The sequence below is a fragment of the Streptomyces kryoterrae genome, assembly GCF_054072135.1.
On record NZ_CM133358.1, the window covers coordinates 3,360,636 to 3,384,139 of the forward strand.

The 23,504-nt window shown below is 70.4% G+C and carries 22 protein-coding genes and 1 pseudogene; 6 read left to right on the top strand and 17 right to left on the bottom strand.

The window, feature by feature from the left end:
- The first annotated feature begins 114 nt into the window (after positions 1-114).
- On the top strand, positions 115-657 hold the full coding sequence (locus ACW4TU_RS14105) for a PPA1309 family protein (RefSeq protein ID WP_457428116.1): 543 nt from the start codon (positions 115-117) through the stop codon (positions 655-657).
- A gap of 62 nt (positions 658-719) precedes the next feature.
- Here the strand turns inward: ACW4TU_RS14105 and ACW4TU_RS14110 are convergent, their stop codons facing one another.
- The 5 genes and pseudogenes from ACW4TU_RS14110 to ACW4TU_RS14130 all read right to left on the bottom strand — a co-directional run bounded on the left by ACW4TU_RS14110 (position 720) and on the right by ACW4TU_RS14130 (position 3,944).
- Positions 720-1,814 (bottom strand): YlbL family protein, encoded by a 1,095-nt coding sequence (locus ACW4TU_RS14110; protein WP_457428118.1) that lies wholly within the window; start codon positions 1,812-1,814, stop codon positions 720-722.
- A gap of 58 nt (positions 1,815-1,872) precedes the next feature.
- Complete coding sequence (locus tag ACW4TU_RS14115; protein WP_006379628.1) at positions 1,873-2,031, bottom strand: hypothetical protein; 159 nt, start codon at positions 2,029-2,031, stop codon at positions 1,873-1,875.
- A gap of 186 nt (positions 2,032-2,217) precedes the next feature.
- Positions 2,218-2,676, bottom strand: coding sequence for a molybdenum cofactor biosynthesis protein MoaE (locus ACW4TU_RS14120; protein WP_457428120.1), 459 nt, complete (start codon positions 2,674-2,676; stop codon positions 2,218-2,220).
- A 29-nt stretch (positions 2,677-2,705) separates the two neighbouring features.
- Positions 2,706-2,860 (bottom strand): annotated as a pseudogene (locus ACW4TU_RS14125) (cobyrinate a,c-diamide synthase); the annotation flags it as partial.
- The gene (locus ACW4TU_RS14130; protein ID WP_457428122.1) at positions 2,832-3,944 is read right to left on the bottom strand and encodes an SDR family oxidoreductase; all 1,113 of its coding nucleotides are present in this window, start codon (positions 3,942-3,944) and stop codon (positions 2,832-2,834) included. The pseudogene ACW4TU_RS14125 and the gene ACW4TU_RS14130, both read right to left, overlap by 29 nt.
- 188 nt (positions 3,945-4,132) lie before the next feature.
- Here ACW4TU_RS14130 and ACW4TU_RS14135 point away from each other — a divergent pair, with 188 nt between their 5' ends.
- Both ACW4TU_RS14135 and ACW4TU_RS14140 read left to right on the top strand, forming a co-directional pair.
- Positions 4,133-5,536, top strand: coding sequence for a zinc-dependent metalloprotease (locus ACW4TU_RS14135; protein ID WP_457428124.1), 1,404 nt, complete (start codon positions 4,133-4,135; stop codon positions 5,534-5,536).
- The gene (locus ACW4TU_RS14140; RefSeq protein ID WP_457428126.1) at positions 5,533-6,048 is read left to right on the top strand and encodes an NUDIX hydrolase; all 516 of its coding nucleotides are present in this window, start codon (positions 5,533-5,535) and stop codon (positions 6,046-6,048) included. Before ACW4TU_RS14135 ends, ACW4TU_RS14140 begins: the two co-directional genes overlap by 4 nt.
- Positions 6,049-6,114: 66 nt before the next feature.
- Here ACW4TU_RS14140 and ACW4TU_RS14145 read toward each other — a convergent pair whose 3' ends face one another.
- The 4 genes from ACW4TU_RS14145 to ACW4TU_RS14160 form a co-directional block, all read right to left on the bottom strand.
- Entirely contained in the window at positions 6,115-6,870 is a 756-nt protein-coding gene (locus ACW4TU_RS14145; RefSeq protein WP_457428128.1) for an AIM24 family protein, read from the bottom strand.
- A 17-nt stretch (positions 6,871-6,887) separates the two neighbouring features.
- Positions 6,888-7,568: an AIM24 family protein gene (locus tag ACW4TU_RS14150; protein ID WP_457428130.1), complete on the bottom strand. Its 681-nt coding sequence runs from the start codon at positions 7,566-7,568 to the stop codon at positions 6,888-6,890.
- Positions 7,569-7,579: 11 nt separating this feature from the next.
- Positions 7,580-9,253, bottom strand: coding sequence for a TerD family protein (locus tag ACW4TU_RS14155; protein ID WP_457428132.1), 1,674 nt, complete (start codon positions 9,251-9,253; stop codon positions 7,580-7,582).
- 133 nt (positions 9,254-9,386) lie between these two features.
- The gene (locus ACW4TU_RS14160; protein WP_457428134.1) at positions 9,387-9,989 is read right to left on the bottom strand and encodes a M48 metallopeptidase family protein; all 603 of its coding nucleotides are present in this window, start codon (positions 9,987-9,989) and stop codon (positions 9,387-9,389) included.
- Between the two features lie 327 nt (positions 9,990-10,316).
- On the opposite strand from ACW4TU_RS14160, the gene ACW4TU_RS14165 reads away from it, so the two are divergent.
- Positions 10,317-11,528 (top strand): TOMM precursor leader peptide-binding protein, encoded by a 1,212-nt coding sequence (locus ACW4TU_RS14165; RefSeq protein ID WP_457428136.1) that lies wholly within the window; start codon positions 10,317-10,319, stop codon positions 11,526-11,528.
- Positions 11,521-12,885, top strand: coding sequence for an ABC1 kinase family protein (locus tag ACW4TU_RS14170; protein WP_457428138.1), 1,365 nt, complete (start codon positions 11,521-11,523; stop codon positions 12,883-12,885). Before ACW4TU_RS14165 ends, ACW4TU_RS14170 begins: the two co-directional genes overlap by 8 nt.
- A gap of 7 nt (positions 12,886-12,892) precedes the next feature.
- On the opposite strand, the gene ACW4TU_RS14175 is transcribed toward ACW4TU_RS14170, so the two are convergent.
- From ACW4TU_RS14175 to ACW4TU_RS14195, 5 genes are all read right to left on the bottom strand, one after another.
- Positions 12,893-13,108, bottom strand: coding sequence for a hypothetical protein (locus tag ACW4TU_RS14175; RefSeq protein WP_457428140.1), 216 nt, complete (start codon positions 13,106-13,108; stop codon positions 12,893-12,895).
- A gap of 122 nt (positions 13,109-13,230) precedes the next feature.
- The gene (locus ACW4TU_RS14180) at positions 13,231-13,554 is read right to left on the bottom strand and encodes a hypothetical protein (RefSeq protein ID WP_164409200.1); all 324 of its coding nucleotides are present in this window, start codon (positions 13,552-13,554) and stop codon (positions 13,231-13,233) included.
- Entirely contained in the window at positions 13,551-13,919 is a 369-nt protein-coding gene (locus ACW4TU_RS14185) for a WhiB family transcriptional regulator (protein WP_189147026.1), read from the bottom strand. The genes ACW4TU_RS14180 and ACW4TU_RS14185 overlap by 4 nt, the downstream gene beginning before the upstream one ends.
- Positions 13,920-14,092: 173 nt before the next feature.
- On the bottom strand, positions 14,093-14,416 hold the full coding sequence (locus tag ACW4TU_RS14190; protein WP_457428142.1) for a hypothetical protein: 324 nt from the start codon (positions 14,414-14,416) through the stop codon (positions 14,093-14,095).
- Positions 14,417-14,588: 172 nt separating this feature from the next.
- The gene (locus ACW4TU_RS14195; protein ID WP_457428144.1) at positions 14,589-16,784 is read right to left on the bottom strand and encodes an ATP-dependent DNA helicase UvrD2; all 2,196 of its coding nucleotides are present in this window, start codon (positions 16,782-16,784) and stop codon (positions 14,589-14,591) included.
- Positions 16,785-16,963: 179 nt separating this feature from the next.
- Between ACW4TU_RS14195 and ACW4TU_RS14200 the strand changes: the two genes are divergently transcribed.
- Positions 16,964-17,221, top strand: coding sequence for a glutaredoxin domain-containing protein (locus ACW4TU_RS14200; RefSeq protein WP_055527060.1), 258 nt, complete (start codon positions 16,964-16,966; stop codon positions 17,219-17,221).
- 102 nt (positions 17,222-17,323) lie between these two features.
- Here the strand turns inward: ACW4TU_RS14200 and nudC are convergent, their stop codons facing one another.
- The 3 genes from nudC to ACW4TU_RS14215 form a co-directional block, all read right to left on the bottom strand.
- Entirely contained in the window at positions 17,324-18,271 is a 948-nt protein-coding gene (gene nudC, locus ACW4TU_RS14205) for an NAD(+) diphosphatase (RefSeq protein ID WP_457428147.1), read from the bottom strand.
- A 166-nt stretch (positions 18,272-18,437) separates the two neighbouring features.
- On the bottom strand, positions 18,438-19,847 hold the full coding sequence (locus ACW4TU_RS14210; protein WP_457428149.1) for a dipeptidase: 1,410 nt from the start codon (positions 19,845-19,847) through the stop codon (positions 18,438-18,440).
- Between the two features lie 4 nt (positions 19,848-19,851).
- Complete coding sequence (locus ACW4TU_RS14215; protein WP_457428151.1) at positions 19,852-23,379, bottom strand: UvrD-helicase domain-containing protein; 3,528 nt, start codon at positions 23,377-23,379, stop codon at positions 19,852-19,854.
- Between the last annotated feature and the right edge of the window lie 125 nt (positions 23,380-23,504).

Here is a 23,504-nt window from a genome sequence, read left to right on the forward strand (position 1 = left end):
CCGTGATCGTGGACCATCCGTCAGGGCCCTTGATCGTAGGGGCCTCACCTATGCAACTTACTCACGCTTTACTCGGTTCCCACTTCGGGCCATGAACGAGGCAGGATTGTGACCATGTCCAACACTCCCATGGCGGCGAACCCGCTCACCCGGGCCGTACTCGAGATCGACGAGTACGTCTCCGGCCTCGGCTGGGACCAGCCGGCTCGCCTCTTCGCCCTCGTAGACACCGCCCGGCTGCGGGTCCAGGAACCCGCTCTCGCAGCCCAGCTCGGCCTGGCGGACGAGCAGGCGACCGCCGGTCTCACTCCGATCGAGCAGGACGAGATCCCGGCGGGCAAACCCCTTGACGAGTTCCTCGCCACCATCGCCTGGCCGGACTCGGTGGTCGGCTGCGCCCTCACCGTCGAGCGCCTGATGCTCCCGCCGTCCGCGGAGGCGTCGGTTCCGGCGGGACTGAGCGAGAAGAGGCTGGCGGCCTGGGTCGCCGCGCACCCGGACCGTCAGGAGGTCCGGATGACGGTCGCGGTCCTGCGCGACGGCACACGCGACTCGGCGGTGCGCCTGCGAGAGAAGGACGCGGCGACAGAGGTACTGACGGGCTCAGGCCTGGTACCGGGCCTGGCGGAGGCGCTCTCGGCGACGTTCGCGGACTAGCGGAGGAACGAGGTGTGGGTGAGCGGCCCTACGGACCGCTCACCCACATTCCTGTCCAACTACTACTTGCTGCTGCACTTCGGCAGCGCACCGGTGTCGCCGGAACGGATGTCCTTGAGGGCGTTCAACGCATCGCCGATGGTGCCCACCTTGACGAGCGTGAGCCCCTCGGGGGTGTCCTTGGCGGCGGCCTCGCAGTTGTCGGCCGGCGTCAGGAAGTACTGAGCCCCCTTGTCCCGCGCGCCGACGGTCTTCAGCTCGATCCCCCCGATGGGGCCGACCTTGCCGTCGTCGTCGATGGTGCCGGTGCCGGCCACGAACTTGCCGCCGGTGAGGCTCCCGGGCGTCAGCTTGTCGTAGATGCCGAGGGCGAACATGAGCCCCGCGCTGGGCCCTCCGACATCGGCGAGCTTGATGTCGATGGTGAAGGGGAAGGTGTGGTCGGTCCCGGCGGAGATCCCGACGATGGCGCGCTCGGCGTCGGCGTCGTCGGACCTGGTGGTCGTGATGGTGACGTCCTGTGTCTTCGTGGCCGTCCGCTTCGCCTTCTCGGCGGCGGCCTGCTCCGCGGCGGGCACGATGGTGAAGACCACCTTCTCGCCGACCTTGTGCTTGGTCACCAGCTTGGCGACGTCGGTGGTCTCCTTGACCGTCGTACCGTCGACAGCCTTGATGACATCACCGGCGTGCAGCGCGCCCTCGGCCGGGGACCCCTTCTTGACGGTGGAGACGATCACCCAGGACTGCACCGGGACGTCGAGCTGCTCCAGGGCCGCGACCTTGGCGCTCTCCTGGGACTGGCTGAACTCCTCGGCGTTCTCCTGGGTCGACTGCTCCTCGGTCTTGCCGTCCGGATAGAGCGTGTCGTGCGGCACGATCTTGCTGTCGTGCGTGAGCCACCCGAACACGGCCTCTACGAGGTTCATCTTGTAGTCGGCGCTGGTGACCCGAACGGTGGTCATGTTCAGATGCCCGGTGGTCGCGTAGGTCTTGCGCCCGGAGATCTGCAGCACCGGGTCGCCGCCGTGGTCCCCGAGAGTGTTCACGGTCGGCCCCGGCGACAGCTCCGAATACGGCACGTTGATGAACACTCCGGCGCACAGGAGCGCGATCAGCATCAGGGTGGAGGCGAGCAGCGTCGCGGTGCGGCGTGGCATGGCACGACAGTACGGGACGGTCCTGTCGGCGCACCGTCAGGGCCGCCCGTCCGATGACTCAGGTACGGGACTTCTCCATGGCCTCGCGGAACCGCTCGTAACCGTCGAGCTCGGGACCGTCACCGCGCGTCCTGCGCGTCCGGTTGGCCCAACTGCCCCACAGACCGGCGCCGATCGCAGCCACAAGCGGAATCAGCAACCAGGCGAGTGCCGCCATGCCGACCTCCCAACCCCAAAGAGCCACCGCAACTGACTGATCAGCAGATTAACCTCCGCCGTGTCAACGCTCACGCCCGGGGGGCGGTTACGCAACCGGAGACGCCCACCCGCAGGGTCACTCACCCGGCTCAGCAGGCGCCGACCCGCCCTCCCGTCGCCCGACCACCACCCCTCATCGACGGCGCTACGCGCCGACCCATCCCTCGGTCCCGTCGGAGAAGGTCTGGTGCTTCCAGATGGGCACCTCGTGCTTGAGGTCGTCGATCAGCTTCCGGCAGGCCGCGAAGGCCTCCCCCCGGTGCGGGCAGGACACGGCGACCACGACAGCGAGGTCCCCCACGGCCAGATCCCCGACCCGATGTACAGCGGCGAGCGCCCGCACCGGAAACTCGGCGACGACCTTCTCGGCGACCCGCCGCATCTCGGCCTCGGCGCTGGGGTGACACGAATAGCCGAGCGCCTCGACGTCGGCACCACCGTCGTGATTCCGCACGGTCCCCACGAACAGGGCGGTCCCCCCGGCGGAGTCGTCTCCCACAGCCCGGAAAACCTCATCCAGGGAGAGCGGCGCCTCCCGAACGGCAACCAGCTTGATGGGCTCCAGAGCCGCCTGCTCACCGGGATGATCACTGAGGGATGCCATACCCCTCATCGTGCCACGCCCAGCACATCCAGCCCGTCCGGCGTTTGAGGACGAGCGCGTTCAGCGCGAAGGGGGTCTGGGGGCGCAGCCCCCAGGTTCAGGATGGGACGGGTAGGGGCGGCGGGGGCGAGAAAACTCCACCCGCACCCCACCCCTCAAATCCGCCGCCGCGCCTTCCGAGCCCGCCGCACCAACGCGGCCGTACCCAACAACGCCACCGTCGCCCCCGCGGCCCCCGCCGCAGTCGCGTCCTTCCGCCCAAGCCGCCGCCCAGCCACCGTATGCCGCCCGGCAACCTCCTCGAGCAGCTCCGCGAGCACCTCCTCGTTGCTCCACTGAGGCCGCCACCCGGCATCATGCAGCCGGCTCCCGCTCACCACCCAGGGATACATCGTGTACGCCAGATCCCCGGCCGGAGACGGCGTGAGCCCGATCCGGTGCAGCCGGGCAGCCGCGCCCAGAGCGACGGCGGACGGCAGCTCCATGCGCCGGATCCCGCTGATCTCCTCGACCTGCTCCTGCTCCAGCCACCCGTCGCACCCGACGGCCAGCTCCCCCTCGACCTTCTCCAGCACCGCGTACTCCAGAGCACTGCACAGATCCTCGACGTGACAGAACTGCCAGGCGGGCCGCGACCCGGCCACGACCAGCAGCCGAGGCGACTCGAAATACCTGGTCAGGGCAGTGTCCGTACCGCCGATCAACACCGCGGGCCGCACCACCGTCACATTGAGCCCGGGATGCGCCCGCGGTGCGCGCCGGGCGAGCCGCTCGATCTCCAGCAGATCACCGACCCCGGTCGCCTCGGCGGTCGCCCGCAGTTCGGCGTCCTCCGCGAGCGGCAGTTCGTTGTCCGGCAGCGCCCCGTAGACCATCGCGGACGTGCACAGCACGACCCGGTGCACCCCGGCCGCGGCGGCCGCCGTCAACACGGTCTGTGTCCCACGCACGTTGTACGCCGTACGGGCGGCCCCGTCCGTCTCCAGGTCCAGATCGAGGGCCAGATGGACCACGACGTCGGCGCCCCGCAGCTTCTCCGCGATGGCCGGATCCCGTACATCGAGGATGTGCCACTGCGCCGCCGCGCACTCGCCGCGGCGCTCGTCGATGGCGACGACCTGCTTGATCTCCTCGGACGCGGCGAGCCGCTCGGTGAGCAGCGCTCCGATGCCGGTCGCGGCGCCGGTGACCGCGACCACCGGCCCGCGTACGCCTGGGTTGGTTGAGCGGTTTCGCGCTGCGCGAACCTGCGGATCTGGGGAACTCACCGGCGTCTCCAGCGGTTGTCTTCAGTAAGGACGCGCGTGACGCGTACGTACCAGGTGACATCCATCCTGCCGCAGGCCAGGAGTCGGCGAAGCACCGAGCCCCCAACCGGCTGTGGTGTCTAGGCTGGGTGGTGTTGTCGGGCAGCCGCCGTCGAAAGAGCCGACGGCCTTACCAGCCGAGGAATCCCGTGAGTGACACCCCATTCGGTTTCGGCCTTCCGCCGGAGGAGCCGGAGAACGGCGACGAGGGCAAGCAGGAGGACCAGCAGGGCGGTGGTGGTCAGGGACCGTTCGGTTTCGGACTGCCCGGCTTCGGTGGTCCCGGAGGCGACAATCCGCTCGCAGCCATGTTCGGTTCCATGAACCCCAACGACCTGGGTGCCGCGTTCCAGCAGCTGGGCCAGATGCTCTCGTACGAGGGCGGTCCGGTGAACTGGGACATGGCCAAGCAGATCGCCCGCCAGACGGTCTCCCAGGGGACGTCCGACGGCGTCAAGGACTCCAGCATCGGTCCCTCGGAGCGCACCGCGGTCGAGGAGGCCGTCCGCCTGGCGGACCTGTGGCTGGACGACGCGACATCACTGCCGTCCGGTGCCGGCTCCGCCGTGGCGTGGAGCCGCGCGGAGTGGGTCGAGGCGACCCTGCCCGCCTGGAAGGAACTGGTCGACCCGGTCGCCGAGCGCGTCGGCGCGGCCATGGGCGATGTCCTGCCCGAGGAGATGCAGGCCATGGCGGGCCCGCTGATCGGCATGATGCGCTCCATGGGCGGCGCCATGTTCGGCACGCAGATCGGACAGGCCGTCGGGGTGCTCGCGGGCGAGGTCGTCGGTTCGACGGACATCGGTCTGCCGCTTGGCCCGACGGGCCGGGCCGCGCTGCTGCCGGCGAACATCGAGGCGTTCGGCAAGGACCTGGGTGTACCGCAGGAGGAGGTGCGGCTGTATCTCGCCCTGCGCGAGGCCGCCCACCAGCGCCTGTTCGCCCATGTGCCGTGGCTGCGCTCGCACCTGTTCGGCGCGGTCGACGGCTACGCGCGCGGGATCAAGGTGGACACCGCCAAGCTGGAGGACGTGGTCGGCCAGTTCGACCCGCAGAACCCGGAGCAGCTGCAGGACGCGCTTCAGCAGGGCATGTTCCAGCCGGAGGACACCCCGGAGCAGAAGGTCGCCCTGGCCCGTCTGGAGACGGCGCTGGCCCTCGTGGAGGGCTGGGTGGACGCGGTGGTGCACGCGGCGGCGAAGCCCCGTCTGACGTCCGCGGACGCGCTGCGCGAGACGCTGCGCCGCCGGCGTGCCTCGGGCGGCCCGGCCGAGCAGACGTTCGCCACCCTGATCGGCCTGGAGCTGCGCCCGCGTCGACTGCGCGACGCCTCGCGGCTGTGGGCGTCGCTGACGGACGCGCGCGGTGTCGACGGCCGGGACGGCCTGTGGGCCCACCCGGACATGCTGCCGACGGCCTCCGACCTGGACGACCCGGACGGCTTCGTGCACCGCGAGCAGCTCGACTTCTCCGAGCTGGACAAGATGCTCGGCGAGGCGGCGGGCGGCTCCGCCGAGAAGCCGAACCTGGAGAAGGACGACGACTCCGAGTGACTCTCCACGGCGACGCGATCCGGGTACTGGAGGAGTACGAGGATCAGAAAGATCTCCGTCAGGTCTACCTGGACCATCTGGACGGCCACCCCGACGGGATGTGGAAAGACTGCGGGGACGGCCACATCACAGCGAGCGCTCTGGTGATCGACCCGGAGCGTGAGCGGGTCCTGCTCACGCTCCACAGGAAAATGCGGATGTGGCTCCAGATGGGCGGCCACTGCGAGCCGAGCGACAACACGCTCGCCGATGCCGCGCTCCGCGAGGCCACGGAGGAGTCCGGCATCCCCTCGCTGCGTCTGCTCCAGAGCACTCCGGTCCGTCTGGACCGGCACCACACGCCCTGTGCCTGGCACCTGGACGTGCAGTACGCCGCCCTGGCCCCGCGAGGAGCCGTGGAGGCGATCAGCGACGAGTCCCTGGACCTGCGCTGGTTCGCCTACGCCGAGGTGGCGGACGTAGCGGACGACTCGGTCGTACGGCTGCTCGAAGCAACCCGCGCCAGACTGTGAACATGTAAGGGGCGACCACCCATGGCGGTCGCCCCTTACACGTCACCTGCCACCTGGCTGGCGCGGCTAGCTCCAGACGTTGCCCTGGTTCTGCGCCCGCGCCCCGTGCTGCCCCATACCGAACTGGGCGGCGGCGCCCTGGCCGATCTGGGCGTTCTGCGGCGGCAGCAACTCGCTGGGCTGGACCAGTGCGTAGCCGCTGCCCATGAAGCTGAGCTCCCAGCCCTCGCCGGTGTTGCCGCGGCGCCGCCACACTCCGGAGGTGTGCGTCTGGGCCTGCATCTGCACGCGCAGGCCGGTCGACCAGGCCACGATCGCGTCGGCGTCACAGTTGACGTACTTGTCCGGCGTCACCTGCATCATCAGCGGCGCGCCCGAGGTCATCAGGGCGACCCTGCCGCGGCCGGTGATATTGAGCTGGTACTTCCCGGAACCGGAGATGCCGTACAGGCTGTCCACGGCGATGACCTCGTGGTGCAGCCCCGAGTCCATCGCCAGCACGTAACTGCTGTCGACCGTCAGCCCGTCCTGTTCCACGTCCACCACATGGATGTGCTGGGCGAGGTTGGCGAGATAGACCGTGCCCTGCCCGTGGCACCGCATCAGGTCCAGGCCCTCGCCCGTCTGTGCGCGCGAGCGGCCCTGGTTGCGGCTCTGGTACTCGGCGTCGAACTCCATCAGACCCTGGTAGGCGACCATCGTGCCCTTGCGGGCGAGAATGTCGTCGTGGCCCTCCAGGGTGACCCGGAGCATCTGCTTGCTCTGCAGACTCCAGCGTTCCTGGGTCTGCGAGTCGTTGTGCGCGAAAAGTGGGCTCTGCATGACGTTCTGGCTCCCCCTCAGCCCCGGACCCGGAGGCGGTCTGTGCTGTCCTCGCTGGGCTGGACGACGACGATGCCCTGGCCGGAGAAGGCCATCTGGAAGGCCTCGCCACTGCCCCGGCCGATGAGCGACTGCGCCTTGAAGCTGCGCTTGCCCTTCACCTTGAGGTTCGGGGACCAGGCGACGAGCGCGTCCGGGTCGACATACGTCTCGTCGTCGCCACCACCACAGTCGACGACGATCGGCTTGCCCCGGGAGGTCAGCGCGACCCAGCCCTGCCCGGAGATCCTGGTGTTCCACAGGCCCTGCCCGGCGAACTTCGCCAGCCCCTTGACCCGCTCGACACCCCAGGTGAGGTGTGCGTCGAAGGCGAGCAGGTTGGTGGCGTTGACGGAGATGCCGTCGCCGTTGAGGTTGATCACGACCACGTTCGCGCCGTAGTCGGCGAGATAGAGCAGGCCGTCCCCCGAGCACTTCATCAGGGGCGCGCCCTCGCCGGTCATCCAGTCCTTGGCGATCTGGCGCACGGCCGGCGGGTTGGGCTCGTACTGGACGAACCCTTCGTAGGCGACCATCGACCCCACGCGCGCGAGGAGGTCGTTTCCGGTCTGCATGGCGACCTTCAGCATGTGATTGCCGTGGTTCTCCATGCGGGCGGTGACGGGTGCGGGAGCGTAGCCCGCGAGTGGCTGGTTCATGACGGGCTCCCTCAGACCTCGTACGGCTGGACGACGATGAAGTTGCCGGGCGCGCCTCGGAACTGGAGGTTGACGCTCTCTCCGGTGTCGCCGGGATAGGCGTTGCGGCGCATTCGTACCTGGCTGGAGACGACCACCTGGGAGGCGGCGGACCAGGCGACCACGGCGTTGCAGTCGGCGAACGTGGTGGGCGTGACGGGCAGCACCACGGGCGTGCCGTGCGTCTTCACGACGATCGTGCCGGTGCCCTGGAACTGCATCGTGAACAGGGCGCCACCGGGGATGCCGTGTCCCTCGACGCGACGGACCTCGTACTGGAGGCTCTCGTCGAAGGCGAGGACGTTCTCGGCGGAGACGCAGATCGCGTCTCCCTGGAGCTCCACGGGGTGCAGATGGGTGGAGTTGTCGGCGAGGAACACCTGGCCCTGGCCGGTACAGCGCATCAGCTGCATCTCCTGGCCGGTCGCGCCGCCCACGATGCGGCCGGCGAATCCGGCGCCCTTGTAGCTGAAGTCGACCTTGCCCTGGTAGAGCACCATGCTGCCCTGCCGGGCCAGCACTGGCTGACCTCCCATGCCCAGGTCGACGCGGATCAGCTTCTTGTTCTGCTGCGTCCAGCGCTGCCCGGTCGGCGTCTCCTTGAACTGCTGCAGCGCGGCTGTGACGCCGGCGCCCTGCCCGGCACCCTGCGGTACGCCCTGGGGCACGCCGTAGGTGGCCTGCTGACCGGGGACCTGCCCGAACGGGGGCTGCTGACCGTAGCCCGGGGGCTGGGTCGGCTGCCCGTAGCCGGGAGGGCCGGGCGGGGTCTGGGGCGCCTGCGGCTGGCCGTAGCCGGGGGGCAGTGACCCGGCCTGGCCGGGCGCCTGGCCGTACGGGGGCTGCGGGTGCCCCGGCTGTCCATAGGGCGCGGGCGCCGGAGCCGGGGGCGGCACCTGGGCGCCGCCGGGCGGTGTCAGGGGCGCGATGATGGTGGGGGCAGCGTGCACCGACGGTGCGGGGGCCGGAGCCGGGGGCGCGGTGGCTCCCGGAGGGGGCGCGAAACCCTGGGCGGCGGGCTGCGGAGCCGCGGGAGCCGGTGCCGGAGCGCCGAAGGCGGGCGGCGCGAAGCTGGGAGCGGCACCGGTCTGGGGCTGCTGCGGAGCTGGCTTCTCCTCCTCGGCGACCTCCCCACCGAAGTTCTTCAGCAGCGCGTCGAGGCCGCCGTCGAAACCCTGTCCGACCGCGGCGAACCGCCACACGTCCTTCAGGTAGAAGTCGCCCAGCATCACGGCCCGCTCGGTGGAGAACTCCGAGCCGTTGAAGGAGTAACGGGCCACCTCTTCGCCGCCGGCGACGATGCGGACGTATCCGGGGGCGATCTGCGACATCTGCCCGGCGCCGTCGAGCGTGGCCGTGAACGACAGTTTCTGGATCTGCGGCGGGATCCGGTCGAGCGTGACGCGGAAGGACTCCGTGTCGCCCGCTTGAGCGCCCAGGATCTGGATGGACTCCTCGGGGGACTTCGGCTGGTTGAAGAAGACGAAGTACCGGTCGTCCGAGAGCTGCTCGTCGGCGTCGAGGCCGAAGCAGCTGATGTCGAAGGTCAGCCCCGGTCCGGAGATCTGCACACCCACGTACAGATCCGTGCCCGCTGTGAGATCACTGATCCTGGCCTTGTGGCCGCGTTGGAATTCCCTGGCCATGCGTACCGACCGTCCCCCATCCCGAATGCCGAATGCGTCGGGTCAGGCTAACGGCAAACTCCGGACGTGGCCCGAGCCGGTACAAACCCGGTACACAACGCCCTGTCACCACCGCGCGCTCGTGGTCCGGAGATCAGTCCCCGCGCGCGGAGGGCGGATGCGGCAGCCGGTCGGCGGCGACCACTCCCTCCAGATAGCCACGGGCCCGCTCGGTCCGTGGATACGCGTCCAGGAGCCGCCAGAAGCGGGGCCCGTGGCCGGGCACCAGCAGATGCGCCAGCTCATGGAGGAGGACGTAGTCGACGACGTACTCGGGCATGCCCTGCAGCCGGTGCGACAGGCGGATGCTGCCCTCGGCCGGGGTGCACGAGCCCCAGCGCGTGTTCTGGTTGGTGACCCAGCGCACCGATGCGGGCCGGGCGCGGCCGTCGAAGTACTGGGCCGACAGCTGCTCGGCGCGCTCGGCCAGCTCGCTGTCGCCGGGCACCCGTTTGTTCTTGCTCTCCTGGGCGGCCAGTTTGTCGAGCATGACGGTCACCCAGCGCTGTTCCTCGGCCGCGGACATCCGGGCGGGGATGAGCACGACGGTGCGATCGCCCTCGCGGTACGCGGAGACCGTCCGGCGTCGCCGGGTACTCCTGCGAACCTCGATCGCGCTCGCCCCCGAGCCGCTCGGCGGCTGGCTCGTCGTGCTGCGCTGTGGGTTTCCGGCGCGGTGCAGTGGGTCGGCGGGCACGGCACGACGTTACCCGCTGTGCATGGGGGAAGTCTTGACTCCGGCGCGGTTCGGCGGCGATCCCCACCATGCGTTTGATTTGTACGACGAATACTCACCGCCTGTGGACAACTTTCGACGCCCGACGAGCGAACCGGTCATGCTGACATTCGTCGGCGGACGAGCACTGACATCCACCGACAAACAAGGACTTTCCACGGGGAATCTCTCTGGCTACGGGGGCCTGCCATGCGATCAACCACCACACCTGCGCCTGCTTCGGACACAGCGGTCGCGCTGCCGGCCACAAGCCACTCGGGTGAGACCCGCCCGCGTGTCACTCACCCGATGATGAAGGGCGCGCTGCGCAGCGGCTGGCGGGATCTGAACACGGTGCAGTTCGGGATGACGCCCGCCCATGCGATGACTCTCGGCCCGATGGACACGGCGACGGGCAGCTTCCTGAGCCTGCTCGACGGCACTCGCGGACTGCCGCGTCTCCATGACGAAGGGCACCGCATGGACCTGCCGGCCGCCCATGTCGACGGACTGGTGGAGCGGCTGAGCGAGGCCGGCCTCCTCGACGACGCGACAGGCGGCGGCCCGGCCGTCGAAACGCTGCGCGGCAAGAAGAAGGTTCTGGAGCGGCTGGGTCCCGATCTGGCCTCCCTGTCTCTGATCGCACGGGAACCGGGCGAGGCGATGGCGCGGCTGGCCGCTCGCCGGTCACTGCGCGTGCAGGTCCGAGGCGCGGGCCGGGTGGGCGCGGTGGTGGCCTCGCTGCTGGCGGGCGCGGGCGTGGGTCATGTCGATGTGCGTGACGGCGGCGTGGTCGAGCCATGGGACGTCGCACCAGGTGGCCTGACCGTGGATTCCGTCGGCGAACGGCGGGACGAGTCCGCGCGACGCGCTGCCCGCCGGGCGGCCCCGGACCGTCCACCACGGCGTACGGCCGTCCAGTCGCCTTCCGGCGAGCACGACCCCGGTCTCTCCCTGGTGATCCTCGCCCCACGCGACGACCTCGCCGTGCACGCCCCCGACCCGGTCGCCGCAGAACCACTCGTGACCTCGGGCACACCACATCTGTACGCAGGCGTCGTGGAAGGAACCGGCATCGTGGGCCCGCTGGTCCTGCCGGGCGAGACTGCCTGCGCCGGGTGCCTGGACCGGTGGCGCGTCGACCGGGACCCTGTCTGGCCACGCCTGGTGGCGCAGTGGCGTTCCGCACGTCCGCGCCAGGTCAGGGCCTGCGACCTGGCCCTGGCGACGACGGTCGCAGGCCTGACCGCGAGCCACGCGCTCGCCTTCCTGGACGGTAGGACGCCGTCCACCGCGGGCGCCCGCTGGGAGGTCTCCGTACCCGGGCTCGACTGGCACGCCCGCCCGGTCTGGGCACACCCCGCATGCCCCTGCGGTGCCGAGGAGAAGAGTAAGAAGGAGGAACACACCTCCGAGGACGGGGAGTCGCACGAGACAATGGCTGAGCAACGGCCGTCGACGGAGTTACGCCGTAAGGCACACGCGGCGCGGCTGTCCGGAAATTGGAGGGCTCATGTCTGATCTTCCCCGGAAGGCGGTCACCCGTACCGCCAAGCTCGCCGCGCTCCCGCTCGGCATCGCCGGGCGGGCGACCTGGGGACTCGGCAAACGGATCGTCGGCGAGTCGGCGGACATCGTCGGCCGCGAACTGCAGGAGCGCACGGCGGAGCAGTTGTTCAAGGTGCTCGGCGAGCTCAAGGGCGGTGCGATGAAGTTCGGGCAGGCCCTGTCCGTCTTCGAGTCGGCCCTGCCCGAGGAGGTAGCGGGCCCCTACCGCGCGGCGCTGACGAAACTCCAGGAAGCGGCCCCGCCGATGCCGACACGCACGGTGCACTCGGTACTGGAGGCACGGCTCGGCGCGGACTGGCAGGACCTGTTCCTGGAGTTCCAGGACAAGCCGTCCGCCGCGGCCTCGATCGGCCAGGTGCACCGGGCGCTGTGGCACGACGGACGCGAGGTCGCGGTCAAGGTGCAGTATCCGGGCGCCGGCGAGGCACTGCTCTCCGACCTGAACCAGCTGAGCCGCTTCGCCCGCCTGTTGGGGCCCCTCATCCCCGGGATGGACATCAAGCCGCTCATCACCGAACTCCGGGACCGCGTCTCGGAGGAACTCGACTACGGCCTGGAGGCCCAGGCCCAGCGGACCCATGCGGAGGAGTTCAAGGACGATCCGGACGTCGTGGTACCGGCCGTCGTCCACCAGTGCGAGCAGGTCCTGGTGACGGAGTGGATCGACGGCATACCGATGTCGGAGGTGATCACCGACGGTACGCAGGAGCAGCGCGACCGCGCGGGCCAGTTGCTGGCACGGTTCCTCTTCTCGGGCCCCGCCCGCACCGGCCTCCTGCACGCCGACCCCCACCCCGGCAACTTCCGCCTGCTGCCCGGCGGCCCGGGCGGCAAGGACGACTGGCGTCTGGGCGTACTCGACTTCGGTACGGTCGACCGCCTCCCGGGCGGTCTGCCTCCGACGATCGGCCACTCACTGCGCCTGACCCTGGACGGCCAGGCCGAGGCGATCTACGAAGCCCTCCGCGCGGAAGGCTTCGTCAAGGACTCGATCGACCTGGATCCCGACGCGGTGCTCGACTATCTCCTGCCGATCATCGAACCTGCCCAGGCTGACGAGTTCACCTTCAGCCGAGGCTGGATGCGCAGCCAGGCGACCCGCATAGCCGACCCGCGCTCCCCCGCGCACCAACTGGGCAAGCGCCTCAACCTGCCCCCGTCGTACCTGCTGATACACCGGGTGACCCTGAGCACCATCGGGGTCCTGTGCCAACTGGGAGCGACGGTCCGCATGCGCGCGGAACTGGAGGAGTGGCTGCCGGGATTCCTGCCGGAGGCCGAGGAGGAGCCCGCGGCTGCCGAGGCGTGAGCCGACTTCACCACCAGGCCGAGTCCAGCCGCCCCTCGATCGCCCTGAGGTTTTCCCGAGCACACGTGTCGCAGAGGTAGTGACGCGTTCCGTTCTCCACCGAGCAGGTCCAGGTCAGCTGCGAGCCCTCGGCCCGCGCGCCGCAGCGGGCGCACACGACGGGTCGGGGGTCCGTCGAGGCACCGGCGTCCTCGTCACCACTGCTGCCGGGAAAACCTGTCATCCAGCGACGATATCGCCGTGACCGGCGGCCAGGAGGGCACAACGCACCGCGGGGGCCGGTCCGTTCTGACGGACCGACCCCCGCGGGAAGTGGCTGCTGTTACTGCGGAGCTGCCGTGGTCGTTACTGCATGACCGCCATGGCAAGCGCACGACGGGCACGCAGCGAGGCGCGCTCGGCTCGGCGCTGGAGCCGACGGGCGGTCACCACGCGGTGCGCGCGGCGTTCCCGCTCGGCCTCCTGCAGGCGGTCGTGCATATGCGCACGAGCCAGGGCTTCTGGGATGAGTTGCATCTCTCGGGTCCTGTTCTGGCGCGAGTCGTTCGCACCGGTGGTGGTGAAGTCCGGGGTCGCGGAGCCGACGGGCTCGCTGGTGGTCGGCGTCATCGGAGCCTGCTTCTTGGGGTCGTGCGTGAAGGGGCGATCGATCGTTCCTGTGATGTTCATGCTGTGACCGGGTTCTTGCGCGGACGGCCACGGGGCCGCTTGCGGGCCACAACGACACCCTGGACGAACAGTTCGCCGCCCCAGACGCCCCAGGGCTCACGCCGCTCCTTGGCGCCGGCGAGGCAGGCCTCCATCAGCGGGCAGGTGCGGCAGAGGGACTTGGCGTACTCGACGTCGGCCGGCGACTCGGCGAAGAAGACCTCCGGGTCGTAGGAACGGCAGGGAACGGGTACGCCGAGGTTCTCGATGGCGTCGTCGAGCGCGGTGAGCGCAGTGAGCGGGATCAAGGTGCAGTCCTCCGTGAGGCCGGGCGGGGGGATCGTTTCGGAAGGCGGTACTGACGGGGCGTGCGCTTCGAGTTGCACGGGTTGTTTTCCTCGTCTGGTCGTTCCGGCCCTGTTGGGCCGGGTGCGGCTGGTACCGGCGGGTTTTCTCTTGTCCCGAGGCCCCTTCACTCCGTCGTCCCCGTTCGGGGAAAACAGAAGGGCCGCGGATCCCGGATGGGGTTCCGCGGCCCTGAAGGCGCCGGCCTGATCAATCAGGCTGGATCACTCCAGGGTTCTGGCCCACGGAAGGCCCACATCGTGTGGTGCTGCGTCGTCTGCTTGAGGGATCCGGCACCGGCCGCAAAGGCATAGGCCGGGGCCGCTGCATCTACTGCTCCTGCTTCCAGTGCCTTGCTCGGTCGCTCATTGCGCTCTCGGACAGGGAGACCCACGAGAGACACGGAGGACGCCGGCCGGACGGCAGGAATGCCGGACAGACCGGTGCCCAGGTTCGAGACGCCGAGCATGCACAGGGAGACGGCCGAGAGATCGGTCATTTTGACCGTGCTGACAGAGCTGGTGTTGATGCTGATCACTGGACTCGCCTCCTCTCGGCGTCTTGAGGGGACTGGGGTGAACCAGTCCAACGGATATACGACTATGAAGTACAGCACAGGGCCAGGGCTTCTGAGAAGACTCTGTTCCCGTGGCTAAGAACCTATGGGGATTCCCGGGGCATGCGCAAACTATTTTTCCGACGAGTTTGAATCAGTCACCGCCGACCTCGCCCTCCACTCCCTGACCTGCACAGATGGCCAGAACATCGGATCCGTAACGGTTGAGCTTGCGCACTCCGACGCCGGGGATACGGGCCAGTTCCCCCGCTTCGTCCGGGACGGTCTCCGCGATCGCCATCAGGGTCCTGTCGGTGAAGACACAGAAGGCCGGCTGCCCGCTGCGCGCCGCCTGGACCGCCCGCCATTCGCGCAGCCGCTCGTAGAGGCCCTCGTCCATGTCGGAGGGGCACTCGTCGCAACGCATCAGCTTCATCTCGCCCGCGTCGGTCAGCGTGCGCCCGCAGACCCGGCAGCGGGCCGGGGTTCTCTGGGTCCGGCGCGGGGCGACCCCGGGGCTGCCTCCGAAGCCGCGCTCGATGCCACCGGGACCGGCCGTGCCCGCCCGGACGGCGGTGGTGACGGAGCCGGGGCGCAGGCCGTCGAGGAAACGGCTGGGGCGGCGGTTCGGCCGGCCCCCGGGAGCGCGGGAGAGGGCCCAGGAGACGTGAAGGCGTTCTCGCGCGCGGGTCACTCCGACGTACAGAAGGCGGCGTTCCTCCTCGATCTGTTCATCGGTCTTCGCGTAGGTGATCGGCATCATGCCCTCGGCGACGCCGACCAGGAAGACGACGTCCCATTCCAGGCCCTTGGCCGAGTGGAGGGAGGCGAGGGTGACACCCTGCACGGTCGGGGCGTGCTGGGCGTTCGCCCGCTCGTCGAGTTCGGCGACGAGGTCGGCGAGCGTGGCACTCGCTTTCGCCGAAGTGAGGTCCTGCGCGAGGTTCACCAGTGCGGCCAGCGACTCCCAGCGCTCCCTGACGGCCCCGGAGCCCGCGGGCGGCTGATTGGTCCAGCCTTCCCCCGACAGCACGGCACGCACCTGGGAGGCGAGGTCGACGACGTCGTCCAGGAGCGAGTCGTTGGCTCCGAAGCGGGCGGCGGCACGCAGCGCGCTGATGGCCTTGCGCACCTCGGGCCGGTCGAAGAACCGTTCGGCGCCGCGCAGCTGGTAGGGGACGCCGGCGTCGGCGAGTGCCTGTTCGTACGTCTCGGACTGGGCGTTCGTCCGAACCAGGATGGCGATCTCGCCGGCCGGCACGCCGCCGGCGACGAGGTCCCGGATGCGGCGGGCGGCACCCTCGGCCTCGGCGGGTTCGTCGGCGTACTCGGAGTAGACGGGTTCTGGTCCGGGGTTTCGCTGGGAGATCAGTTCCAGGCGGTGTTCCGCGGCGCGGCCCCGCGCCTGGGCGAGCAAACCATTGGCGAGATGGACGACCTGAGGGGTGGAGCGGTAGTCGCGGACCAGCTTGACGACGGTGGCACCGGGGTGGCGGGTGCGGAAGTCGAGGAGATGGTCAGGAGTTGCTCCTGTGAACGAATAGATCGTCTGGCTGGCGTCGCCGACCACGCACAGGCTGTCCCTCTCCCCGAGCCACAGCTCCAGCAGCCGCTGCTGGAGCGGACTGACGTCCTGGTACTCGTCGACCACGAAGTGCTGGTACTGGGAGCGGACCTGCTCGGCGATGTCGTGCCGGTCCTGGAGGACAGCGACCGTGAGCAGCAGGACGTCCTCGAAGTCGATGACGGAGCGGTCCCGCTTCAGGTCCTCGTAGGTGGCGTAGAGCTGGGCGATCTCGGCCGGGTCGCGGGGCGCGACGCGGCCGGACTTGGCTACGGCGGGCACGTAGTCGGCGGGGACGGTCTGGGTGACCTTGGACCATTCGATCTCGGCGGTGACGTCCCGCAGTTCGCCCCTGTCGAGGCGGATGCGGCAGGCGGCGGCGGCGTCGGCGACGAGCTGGATCTTGCGGTCGACGAGGCAAGGCATGGAGCCGCCGACGGCCTTCGGCCAGAAGTACTGGAGCTGGCGCAACGCCGCCGAGTGGAAGGTGCGCGCCTGGACTCCGCCGGCACCGAGCTGGCGCAGTCGCCCGCGCATCTCACCGGCGGCACGGTTGGTGAAGGTGACGGCGAGCACGCTGGAGGGCTGGAGCATTCCGGCGCGTACGCCGTAGGCGATGCGGTGGGTGATGGCCCGGGTCTTTCCCGTGCCGGCGCCTGCCAGCACGCACACCGGCCCGTGCAGGGCGGTGGCCACCTCGCGCTGCTCGGGATCGAGTCCGTCGAGCACCGCGTCGGCCGAGTCCGGAACCTGCGGGAAGAGGGTGGAGTGCGTTGCTGCTGTCACACGGCCATGCTGCCAGGTCGCCGGAGACAGGTGAGCCGGTTGTCCACAGGCAGCCCCTTGCAGTCGTACTAATGCGGCAGGCGTCCTCCTCGGACCACCCCGCGGGAATGGTGGCCGGGCCTTGTACGTTCCACCACAGCGAGCACCCGTCCCCCGAACTGCTGAGGAGCGCGAGAGACATGCCGGGCACTGTGACGATGTACAGCACCACGTGGTGCGGATACTGCCGTCGGCTGAAGAGCCAGATGGACCGCGAGGGCATCGCGTACAACGAGATCAACATCGAGCAGGACCCGGACTCCGCAGCGTTCGTGGAGAAGGCGAACGGCGGCAACCAGACGGTTCCGACGGTGCTGGTGGTTCCCTCCAACGACGGCCCGCAGGTCGTGATGACGAACCCGAGCCTCGCGCAGGTGAAGCAGGCCCTCGGCGCCTGACCCCGTGTGTCCCGGACCCCCGACCGGCCCCGACGGCCATGCGGGGGTCTTGGCGTGCCCGGCACGGCGGCGGGACCGGCTCAGGGGCCGGTCCCTCGTGCGTCAGATTGAGCTGCCCGGCTTCGGTAGCGGCTTGCCGTACCAGAGTTCGATCAGGCGGGCCGCGATCGAGATGCCGTACGGCGGCAGGACCTCGCCGGACTCGAAGCCGGCGCGCAGGTCCTCGCGGGAGAACCAGCGGGCCTCGTGGATCTCGTCGCCGTCGACCTCGATGTCGGTGGAGACGGCGCGGGCCATGAAGCCGAGCATGAGGCTGGACGGGAACGGCCAGGGCTGGCTGGCGACGTACTCGACCTGGCCGACGAGGATGCCGGCCTCCTCGAACACCTCGCGGCGCACCGACTGTTCGATGGACTCGCCGGGCTCGACGAAACCGGCGAGCGTCGAGAAGCGGCCCTCGGGCCAGTGGACCTGGCGGCCGAGGAGGATGCGGTCCTCCTCGTCGGTGACGGCCATGATCACGGCCGGGTCGGTGCGGGGGTAGTGCTCGGCGCCGCAGGCCTGGCAGCGGCGGATGTGGCCGGCGCCGGCGATGACGGTGCGCTCGCCGCAGCGGGAGCAGAAGCGGTGCAGGCGCTGCCAGTTCTCCAGGGCGACGGCGTGCACCATCAGACCCGCGTCGCGGGGCGAGAGGAGCAGGCCGGCCTCGCGCAGGCCCGCGGGGCGCGCGGACTGGTCCATACGGCCGGGCAGGGCGTCCTTCTGGAGGGCGAAGTAGCTGGTGCCGTCGTCGTCACTGCCGAGGAAGTAGCGGTGCGCTTCGGTGAGAGGGGCTTCGAAGGAGGGCGTCATGACGAGCTCGGTACGCCCCTCGGAGGTCTCGTCGATGAGGACCTGGCCACCGGAGACCACGAAGCAACGGGTTGTGGGGTGGCTCCACGCCGCGGCGAGCCAGGCCTCGTCGAGCCGGTGGTGCGCGGCCCGGTCGATACCGCTGGGGGCGGTGAGCGAGATGGGACGGTCGGCGGTGTGGTCGGTCCAGGTGGTCACAGGTGCTTCCAACTCCCCCGGTGGAACGGATATTTCGGCGGTCGGTTCAGCGGGATGCGGGTGGGGACGCGTGGGGGGCAACGGTTTTCGGGCGGGTTCCGGCAGGTGCGGGGCGGTGCTGCCAGTGTGCCCCGGGGCGGCTGCCGGTCCGGACCGCACAGGGTCGTCAGGATTCATGGCGCCAGTTCTCTGCCAGGTCGCCCCACAGGTGGGCGGTGGTCTCGACGCCCTTGAGGAGCAGGTCGATCTCCACCTTCTCGTTGGGGGCGTGCCAGCCGTCCGACGGGACGGAGATACCCAGGAAGAGCACGGGGGCACCGAGGACGTCCTGGAGGTCGGCGGCCGGGCCGCTGCCGCCCTCCCGCGTGTAGCGGACCGGTTTGCCGAAGGCGCGGCTCATGGCGCGTACGACGGACTGCAGGGCGGGGTGGTCCAGCGGGGTCAGGCACGGGCGCGTGGCCGCCGCGAAGGTGATCTCGTATCGGATCCCGGCGGGAACGCGGGCCGCGGTCCAGTCCCGGACGATCTTCTCGATGTGGTCGGGGTCCTGGCCGGCGACCAGCCGGAAGGAGAGCTTCACCATGGCGGAGGCCGGGACGATCGTCTTGCTGCCGGGCCCCTGGTAGCCGCCGCCGATGCCGTTGACCTCGGCGGTGGGACGCGTCCAGACGCGCTCCAGGGTGGTGTGTCCGGCTTCACCGTGGGTGGCGTACGACTTGGCGGTGCGCAGCCACTGCTTCTCGTCGAAGGGGAGTTCGGCGAAGAGTTCGCGCTCGCGGTCGGTGGGTTCGGTGACGCCGTCGTAGAAACCCGGGATCGTCACTCGCGCGTGCTCGTCGTGCAGTGCGGCGACGAGGCGGGCGACGGCGGTCGCCGGGTTGGGCACGGCGCCGCCGAAGGAGCCGGAGTGGATGTCCTGGTCGGGTCCCTGGAGCTGGATCTCGCACTCGGCGAGGCCACGCATGCCGGTGCACACCGTGGGGGTGTCCTCGGCCCACATGCCGGTGTCGGAGACGATCACGGCGTCTGCGGCGAGCCGGTCGGCGTGCTCCTCGACGAGAGAACGGAAGTGGACGGAGCCCGACTCCTCCTCGCCCTCGACGAGCATCTTCAGGTGGACGGCGGGTGCGGTGCGGCCCGTGACGGCGAGGTGGGCGCGGACGCCGAGTGTGTGGAAGAACACCTGGCCCTTGTCGTCGGCGGCCCCGCGCGCGTGGAGGCGGTTTCCCCGGACGACCGGTTCGAAGGGGTCGCTGTCCCAGCCGTCCTCGCGGGCCGCGGGCTGCACGTCGTGGTGGCCGTAGACGAGGACGGTGGGGGCTGCGGGGTCGTCGGCGGGCCACTCGGCGAAGACCGCCGGGGCGCCCGGTGTCGCCCAGACCTCGACGGTGGGAAAGCCGGTTTCCCGGAGTTTGGCGGCAAGCCAGTCGGCGCTGCGGCGTACGTCGGCGGCGTGGTCGGGCTGGGCCGACACGGACGGGATGCGCAGCCACTCGGTGAGGTCGTCGAGGAAGGCGACACGGTGCTGCTCGATGTACGTACGGACGGCGCTGTCCGGGGCCTGGCTCATGGTCATGAGTTTATCGGCCCGCGCTGACATCCTCGTCCGGTACTTCGAACGCTGCGGGCTCGTCCAGGAGCAGCCGCTCCAGCGCGGCCCGGTCCGGTAGATCGTCCGGCCGGACGATCTCGCCGCTGCGCACGTACAGGAAGGCGGCCCCGACGGCCTCCGAGGCAACGCCCTGCTGCTCGGCCCAGGCCAGGCGGTAGACCGCGAGCTGGAGGGGGTCGGCGGTGTGGGCGCGGTGGGTCTTCCAGTCGATGATCTCGTATGTCGCTTCCGCGCCGTCGCCTTCCTTGTAGACGGCGTCGATCCGGCCCCGTACGACACGTCCGGCGATGTCGAGCTGGAAGGGGGCCTCGACCCGGTAGGGCGTGCGGTGGGCGTACACGGTGTGCTCGAAGGCGTCCTTGAGAGCCTGCAGGTCGCGTTCGTCGGCGATCTCCGCGTCGCTGCCGGGCAGGTCCTCGGGCTCCAGCATGGGGAGCCGCAGTTCCTCGAAGCGGGCCTCGACCCAGGCGTGGAAGCGGGTGCCCCGGCGGGCGGCGGGCTGCGGTGGACGTGGCATGGGGCGGGCCAGCTCCTGCGCGAGGGCGTCCGGGTCGGCGGCCAGGAGCATCAGCTGGGACGCGGTCAGCGTAGGGGGCAGCGGAACGTCGGTGATGCTCTCCCGCGCGCGCAGCAGTTCCCCGGTGAGCGCGTCGAGGTCGCGGTCCCAGGAGGCGACGGCGCGGGCCTCCTCGGGTGTGAGATCCGCCTCGGCGGGATGTCTGCGGGCGTGGGGCACCGCGGGCGGGCGGTCGTGGTCGGGCCCGGTGTGGGGCACGCGCGCGTGGGGTGGGGTCTGTGCGGGCGGTTCGGGACGGGCCGTGGTCCAGGTGTCCCAGTCGCCGTCGTCCTCGGCGGGGAAAGCGGTGTCTTCGTCGAGGGGGCCGTCGGCAAAGGGTTCATCGTCCTCGTACGGAGGCTCGTCCTCCGGCGGGGGCCAGTCCGGGTCGTCGTACGCGTCGGAGTCGTGTGCGGTCGCTGGGTGGTTGTCCTCGTGGGAGGCGAAGGTCTCCAGGTGGGCGAGGACGGTCTCGGCGGCGGCCCGACGGCGGCGGAACGCGGCGTCGTCCAGGGGCAGGGGCCACAGTTGGTCGGCGGTCGTCGTGCCCAGGGCGGGATTCTCCTCGTCCTCCGCCGGTTCGTCCGCCCAGGCCTCGATCTCGCCGTGCCCGGCCGTGCAGTGGTCGTGGAGGGCCCGCAGGAAGTCGGAGGGGCCGCGGGGCTTCTTCTGGGAGGGGCCCCACCAGTGGCCGGAGCCGAGCAGGAGGGAGCGGGGGCGGGTGAAGGTGACGTAGCCCAGGCGGAGTTCCTCGGTGTGCTGGTGGTCCTTCATCGCCTCCTGGAAGGCCTTCATGCCCCGGGAGTCCCAGGCCTCGATGTCGGGCAGCGTGTCGGTGTCGCCGCGCAGTCCGTGCGGCAGGACCTTGGCCTGTGAGGTCCATTTCTCGCGGCCCCGGTCGCTGGGGAAGGTGCCGGTGACCAGGCCGGGAACGGCCACGACATCCCACTCCAGTCCCTTGGACTTGTGGGCGGTGAGCACCTTGACGGTGTTCTCGCCGCCGGGCAGGGCGTTGTCGAGGCCCTTCTCGTACTGCGCGGCCGTGCGCAGGAAGCCGAGGAAGGCGAGCAGGCTCGCCTCGCTCTCGTGGGCGGCGAACGAGGCGGCGACGTCCAGGAAGTTGGAGAGGGTCTCGCGGCGGCGGGCGGCCAGGGCGTGCGGGGACGCCGACAGCTCCACCTCCAGACCGGTGACGGCGAGCACGCGGTGCAGTACGTCCATCAGCGGGTCGGCGAGTGAGCGGCGCAGGTCGCGCAGTTCGGTGGCGAGCCGGGCGAAGCGCACGCGCGCGTCCGGCGAGAAGGGCAGCCCGTCGTCGCCCTGGCCTCTCAGCGGTGTCTCCAGGAAGGTGTCGAGGGCGTCCGCGAGCGATATCACCTCGGCGGGATCGACCCCCTCGACGGCCTCGGCGAGCCGACGGTCCGGGTCGTCGGCGTCGCCCACGCGCGCGTGGGACACGAGCAGGCGGGCCCGGCGGCCAAGGAGCGCGAGGTCTCGGGGCCCGATGCGCCAGCGCGGGCCGGTCAGCAGCCGGACCAGGGAGGCGTTGGCCCCGGGGTCCTGGAGCACCTCGCAGACGGACACCAGGTCGGCGACCTCGGGCAGGTGCAGCAGCCCGGAGAGCCCGACCACCTCGACGGGGATGTCCCTGGCGACGAGCGCGCCCTGGATCTCGGCGAAGTCGGTGGCGGTGCGGCACAGGACGGCGATCTCGCCGGGTGCCTTGCCGGTGCGTACGAGGTGGGCGATGGAGTCGGCGAGCCAGCCGATCTCCTCGGCGTGGGTGTGCAGCAGCGCGCAGCGCACCTGGCCGTCGCGCTCGGCGCCGGGTGCGGGGCGGAGGGCCTCCACGCCCGCGTGCATGGCGCGCAGGGGCTCGGCGAGGCCGTTGGCGAGGTCGAGGAGGCGGCCTCCGCTGCGGCGGTTCTCGCTGAGCGACTGCCGGGCCGCCGAGCCGCCGTCGGTGTGGGCGAAGTGCTCGGGGAAGTCGTCGAGGTTGGCGACGGAGGCGCCGCGCCAGCCGTAGATCGCCTGGCAGGGATCGCCGACCGCGGTCACCGGATGGCCGGTGCCGCCGCCGAACAGGCCTGCCAGCAGGACGCGTTGGGCCACCGAGGTGTCCTGGTACTCGTCGAGGAGCACCACCCGGAACTCGTCGCGCAGGACACGGCCCACTCCGGGGATGTCTGCGAGCGTCGCGGAGAGGGCGATCTGGTCGCCGAAGTCGAGGAGGTCGCGCTCGCGCTTGGCGGCCCGGTAGCGGGTCACCAGTTCGGTGAGTTCACGGCGGGCCGCAGCTGTCTCGGGGACCTTGCGCAGGTCCGCGTTGGTGAGTTTGGCGCTCTCCAGGGCGCGCAGCAGTTCGGCGTCGTACGCGCGGAGTTCCTCGGGGCGGACGAGGTGTTCGGCGAGTTCGGCGTCGAGGGTCAGGAGGTCGCTGACGAGGTCCGGGAAGGACCGCGTGAGCGCGGGGTAGGGGCCGGGGGCTTCGCGCAGTACGCGCGCGGCGAGCTGGTAGCGGGTCGCGTCGGCGAGGAGACGGGCGGTGGGTTCGAGGCCGATGCGCAGGCCGTGGTCGGTCAGGAGGCGGCCGGCGAAGGAGTGGTAGGTCGAGATGACCGGTTCGCCGGGCGGGTTGTCGGGATCGATGACGTCCGGGTCGGTGACGCCCGCCCTGACGAGCGCCTTGCGGACGCGTTCGGCGAGTTCACCGGCGGCCTTGTTGGTGAAGGTGAGGCCGAGCACCTGTTCGGGCGCGACCTGGCCGGTGCCGACGAGCCACACCACGCGTGCCGCCATCACCGTCGTCTTGCCCGACCCGGCTCCGGCCACGATCACCTGCGGGGCGGGCGGCGCGATGATGCAGGCCGTCTGCTCCGGGGTGAACGGGATACCGAGGAGCTCTTTGAGCTGCTCGGGGTCGCTGATACTGGCTGGCACGTCAGAGAGGCTAGCGGCGGCCACTGACAGTGGAGGCCAGGTTCGCCGTCCGGGGCGGCACATGCGCAGGTCGGCGCAGGTGGTGCCGTACATCACTCCCGTGCGGGAGTCACCCTCGTGCAGGG

What these genes read in the sequence shown, in the direction of transcription:
- ACW4TU_RS14105 (WP_457428116.1), top strand. Translation starts at nt 115, where the DNA reads ATGTCCAACACTCCCATGGCGGCGAACCCGCTCACCCGGGCCGTACTC.
- ACW4TU_RS14110 (WP_457428118.1), bottom strand. Translation starts at nt 1,814, where the DNA reads ATGCCACGCCGCACCGCGACGCTGCTCGCCTCCACCCTGATGCTGATC.
- ACW4TU_RS14115 (WP_006379628.1), bottom strand. Translation starts at nt 2,031, where the DNA reads ATGGCGGCACTCGCCTGGTTGCTGATTCCGCTTGTGGCTGCGATCGGC.
- ACW4TU_RS14120 (WP_457428120.1), bottom strand. Translation starts at nt 2,676, where the DNA reads ATGGCATCCCTCAGTGATCATCCCGGTGAGCAGGCGGCTCTGGAGCCC.
- ACW4TU_RS14145 (WP_457428128.1), bottom strand. Translation starts at nt 6,870, where the DNA reads ATGCAGAGCCCACTTTTCGCGCACAACGACTCGCAGACCCAGGAACGC.
- ACW4TU_RS14150 (WP_457428130.1), bottom strand. Translation starts at nt 7,568, where the DNA reads ATGAACCAGCCACTCGCGGGCTACGCTCCCGCACCCGTCACCGCCCGC.
- ACW4TU_RS14155 (WP_457428132.1), bottom strand. Translation starts at nt 9,253, where the DNA reads ATGGCCAGGGAATTCCAACGCGGCCACAAGGCCAGGATCAGTGATCTC.
- ACW4TU_RS14165 (WP_457428136.1), top strand. Translation starts at nt 10,317, where the DNA reads ATGATGAAGGGCGCGCTGCGCAGCGGCTGGCGGGATCTGAACACGGTG.
- ACW4TU_RS14170 (WP_457428138.1), top strand. Translation starts at nt 11,521, where the DNA reads ATGTCTGATCTTCCCCGGAAGGCGGTCACCCGTACCGCCAAGCTCGCC.
- ACW4TU_RS14175 (WP_457428140.1), bottom strand. Translation starts at nt 13,108, where the DNA reads ATGACAGGTTTTCCCGGCAGCAGTGGTGACGAGGACGCCGGTGCCTCG.
- ACW4TU_RS14180 (WP_164409200.1), bottom strand. Translation starts at nt 13,554, where the DNA reads ATGAACATCACAGGAACGATCGATCGCCCCTTCACGCACGACCCCAAG.
- ACW4TU_RS14200 (WP_055527060.1), top strand. Translation starts at nt 16,964, where the DNA reads ATGCCGGGCACTGTGACGATGTACAGCACCACGTGGTGCGGATACTGC.
- ACW4TU_RS14210 (WP_457428149.1), bottom strand. Translation starts at nt 19,847, where the DNA reads ATGACCATGAGCCAGGCCCCGGACAGCGCCGTCCGTACGTACATCGAG.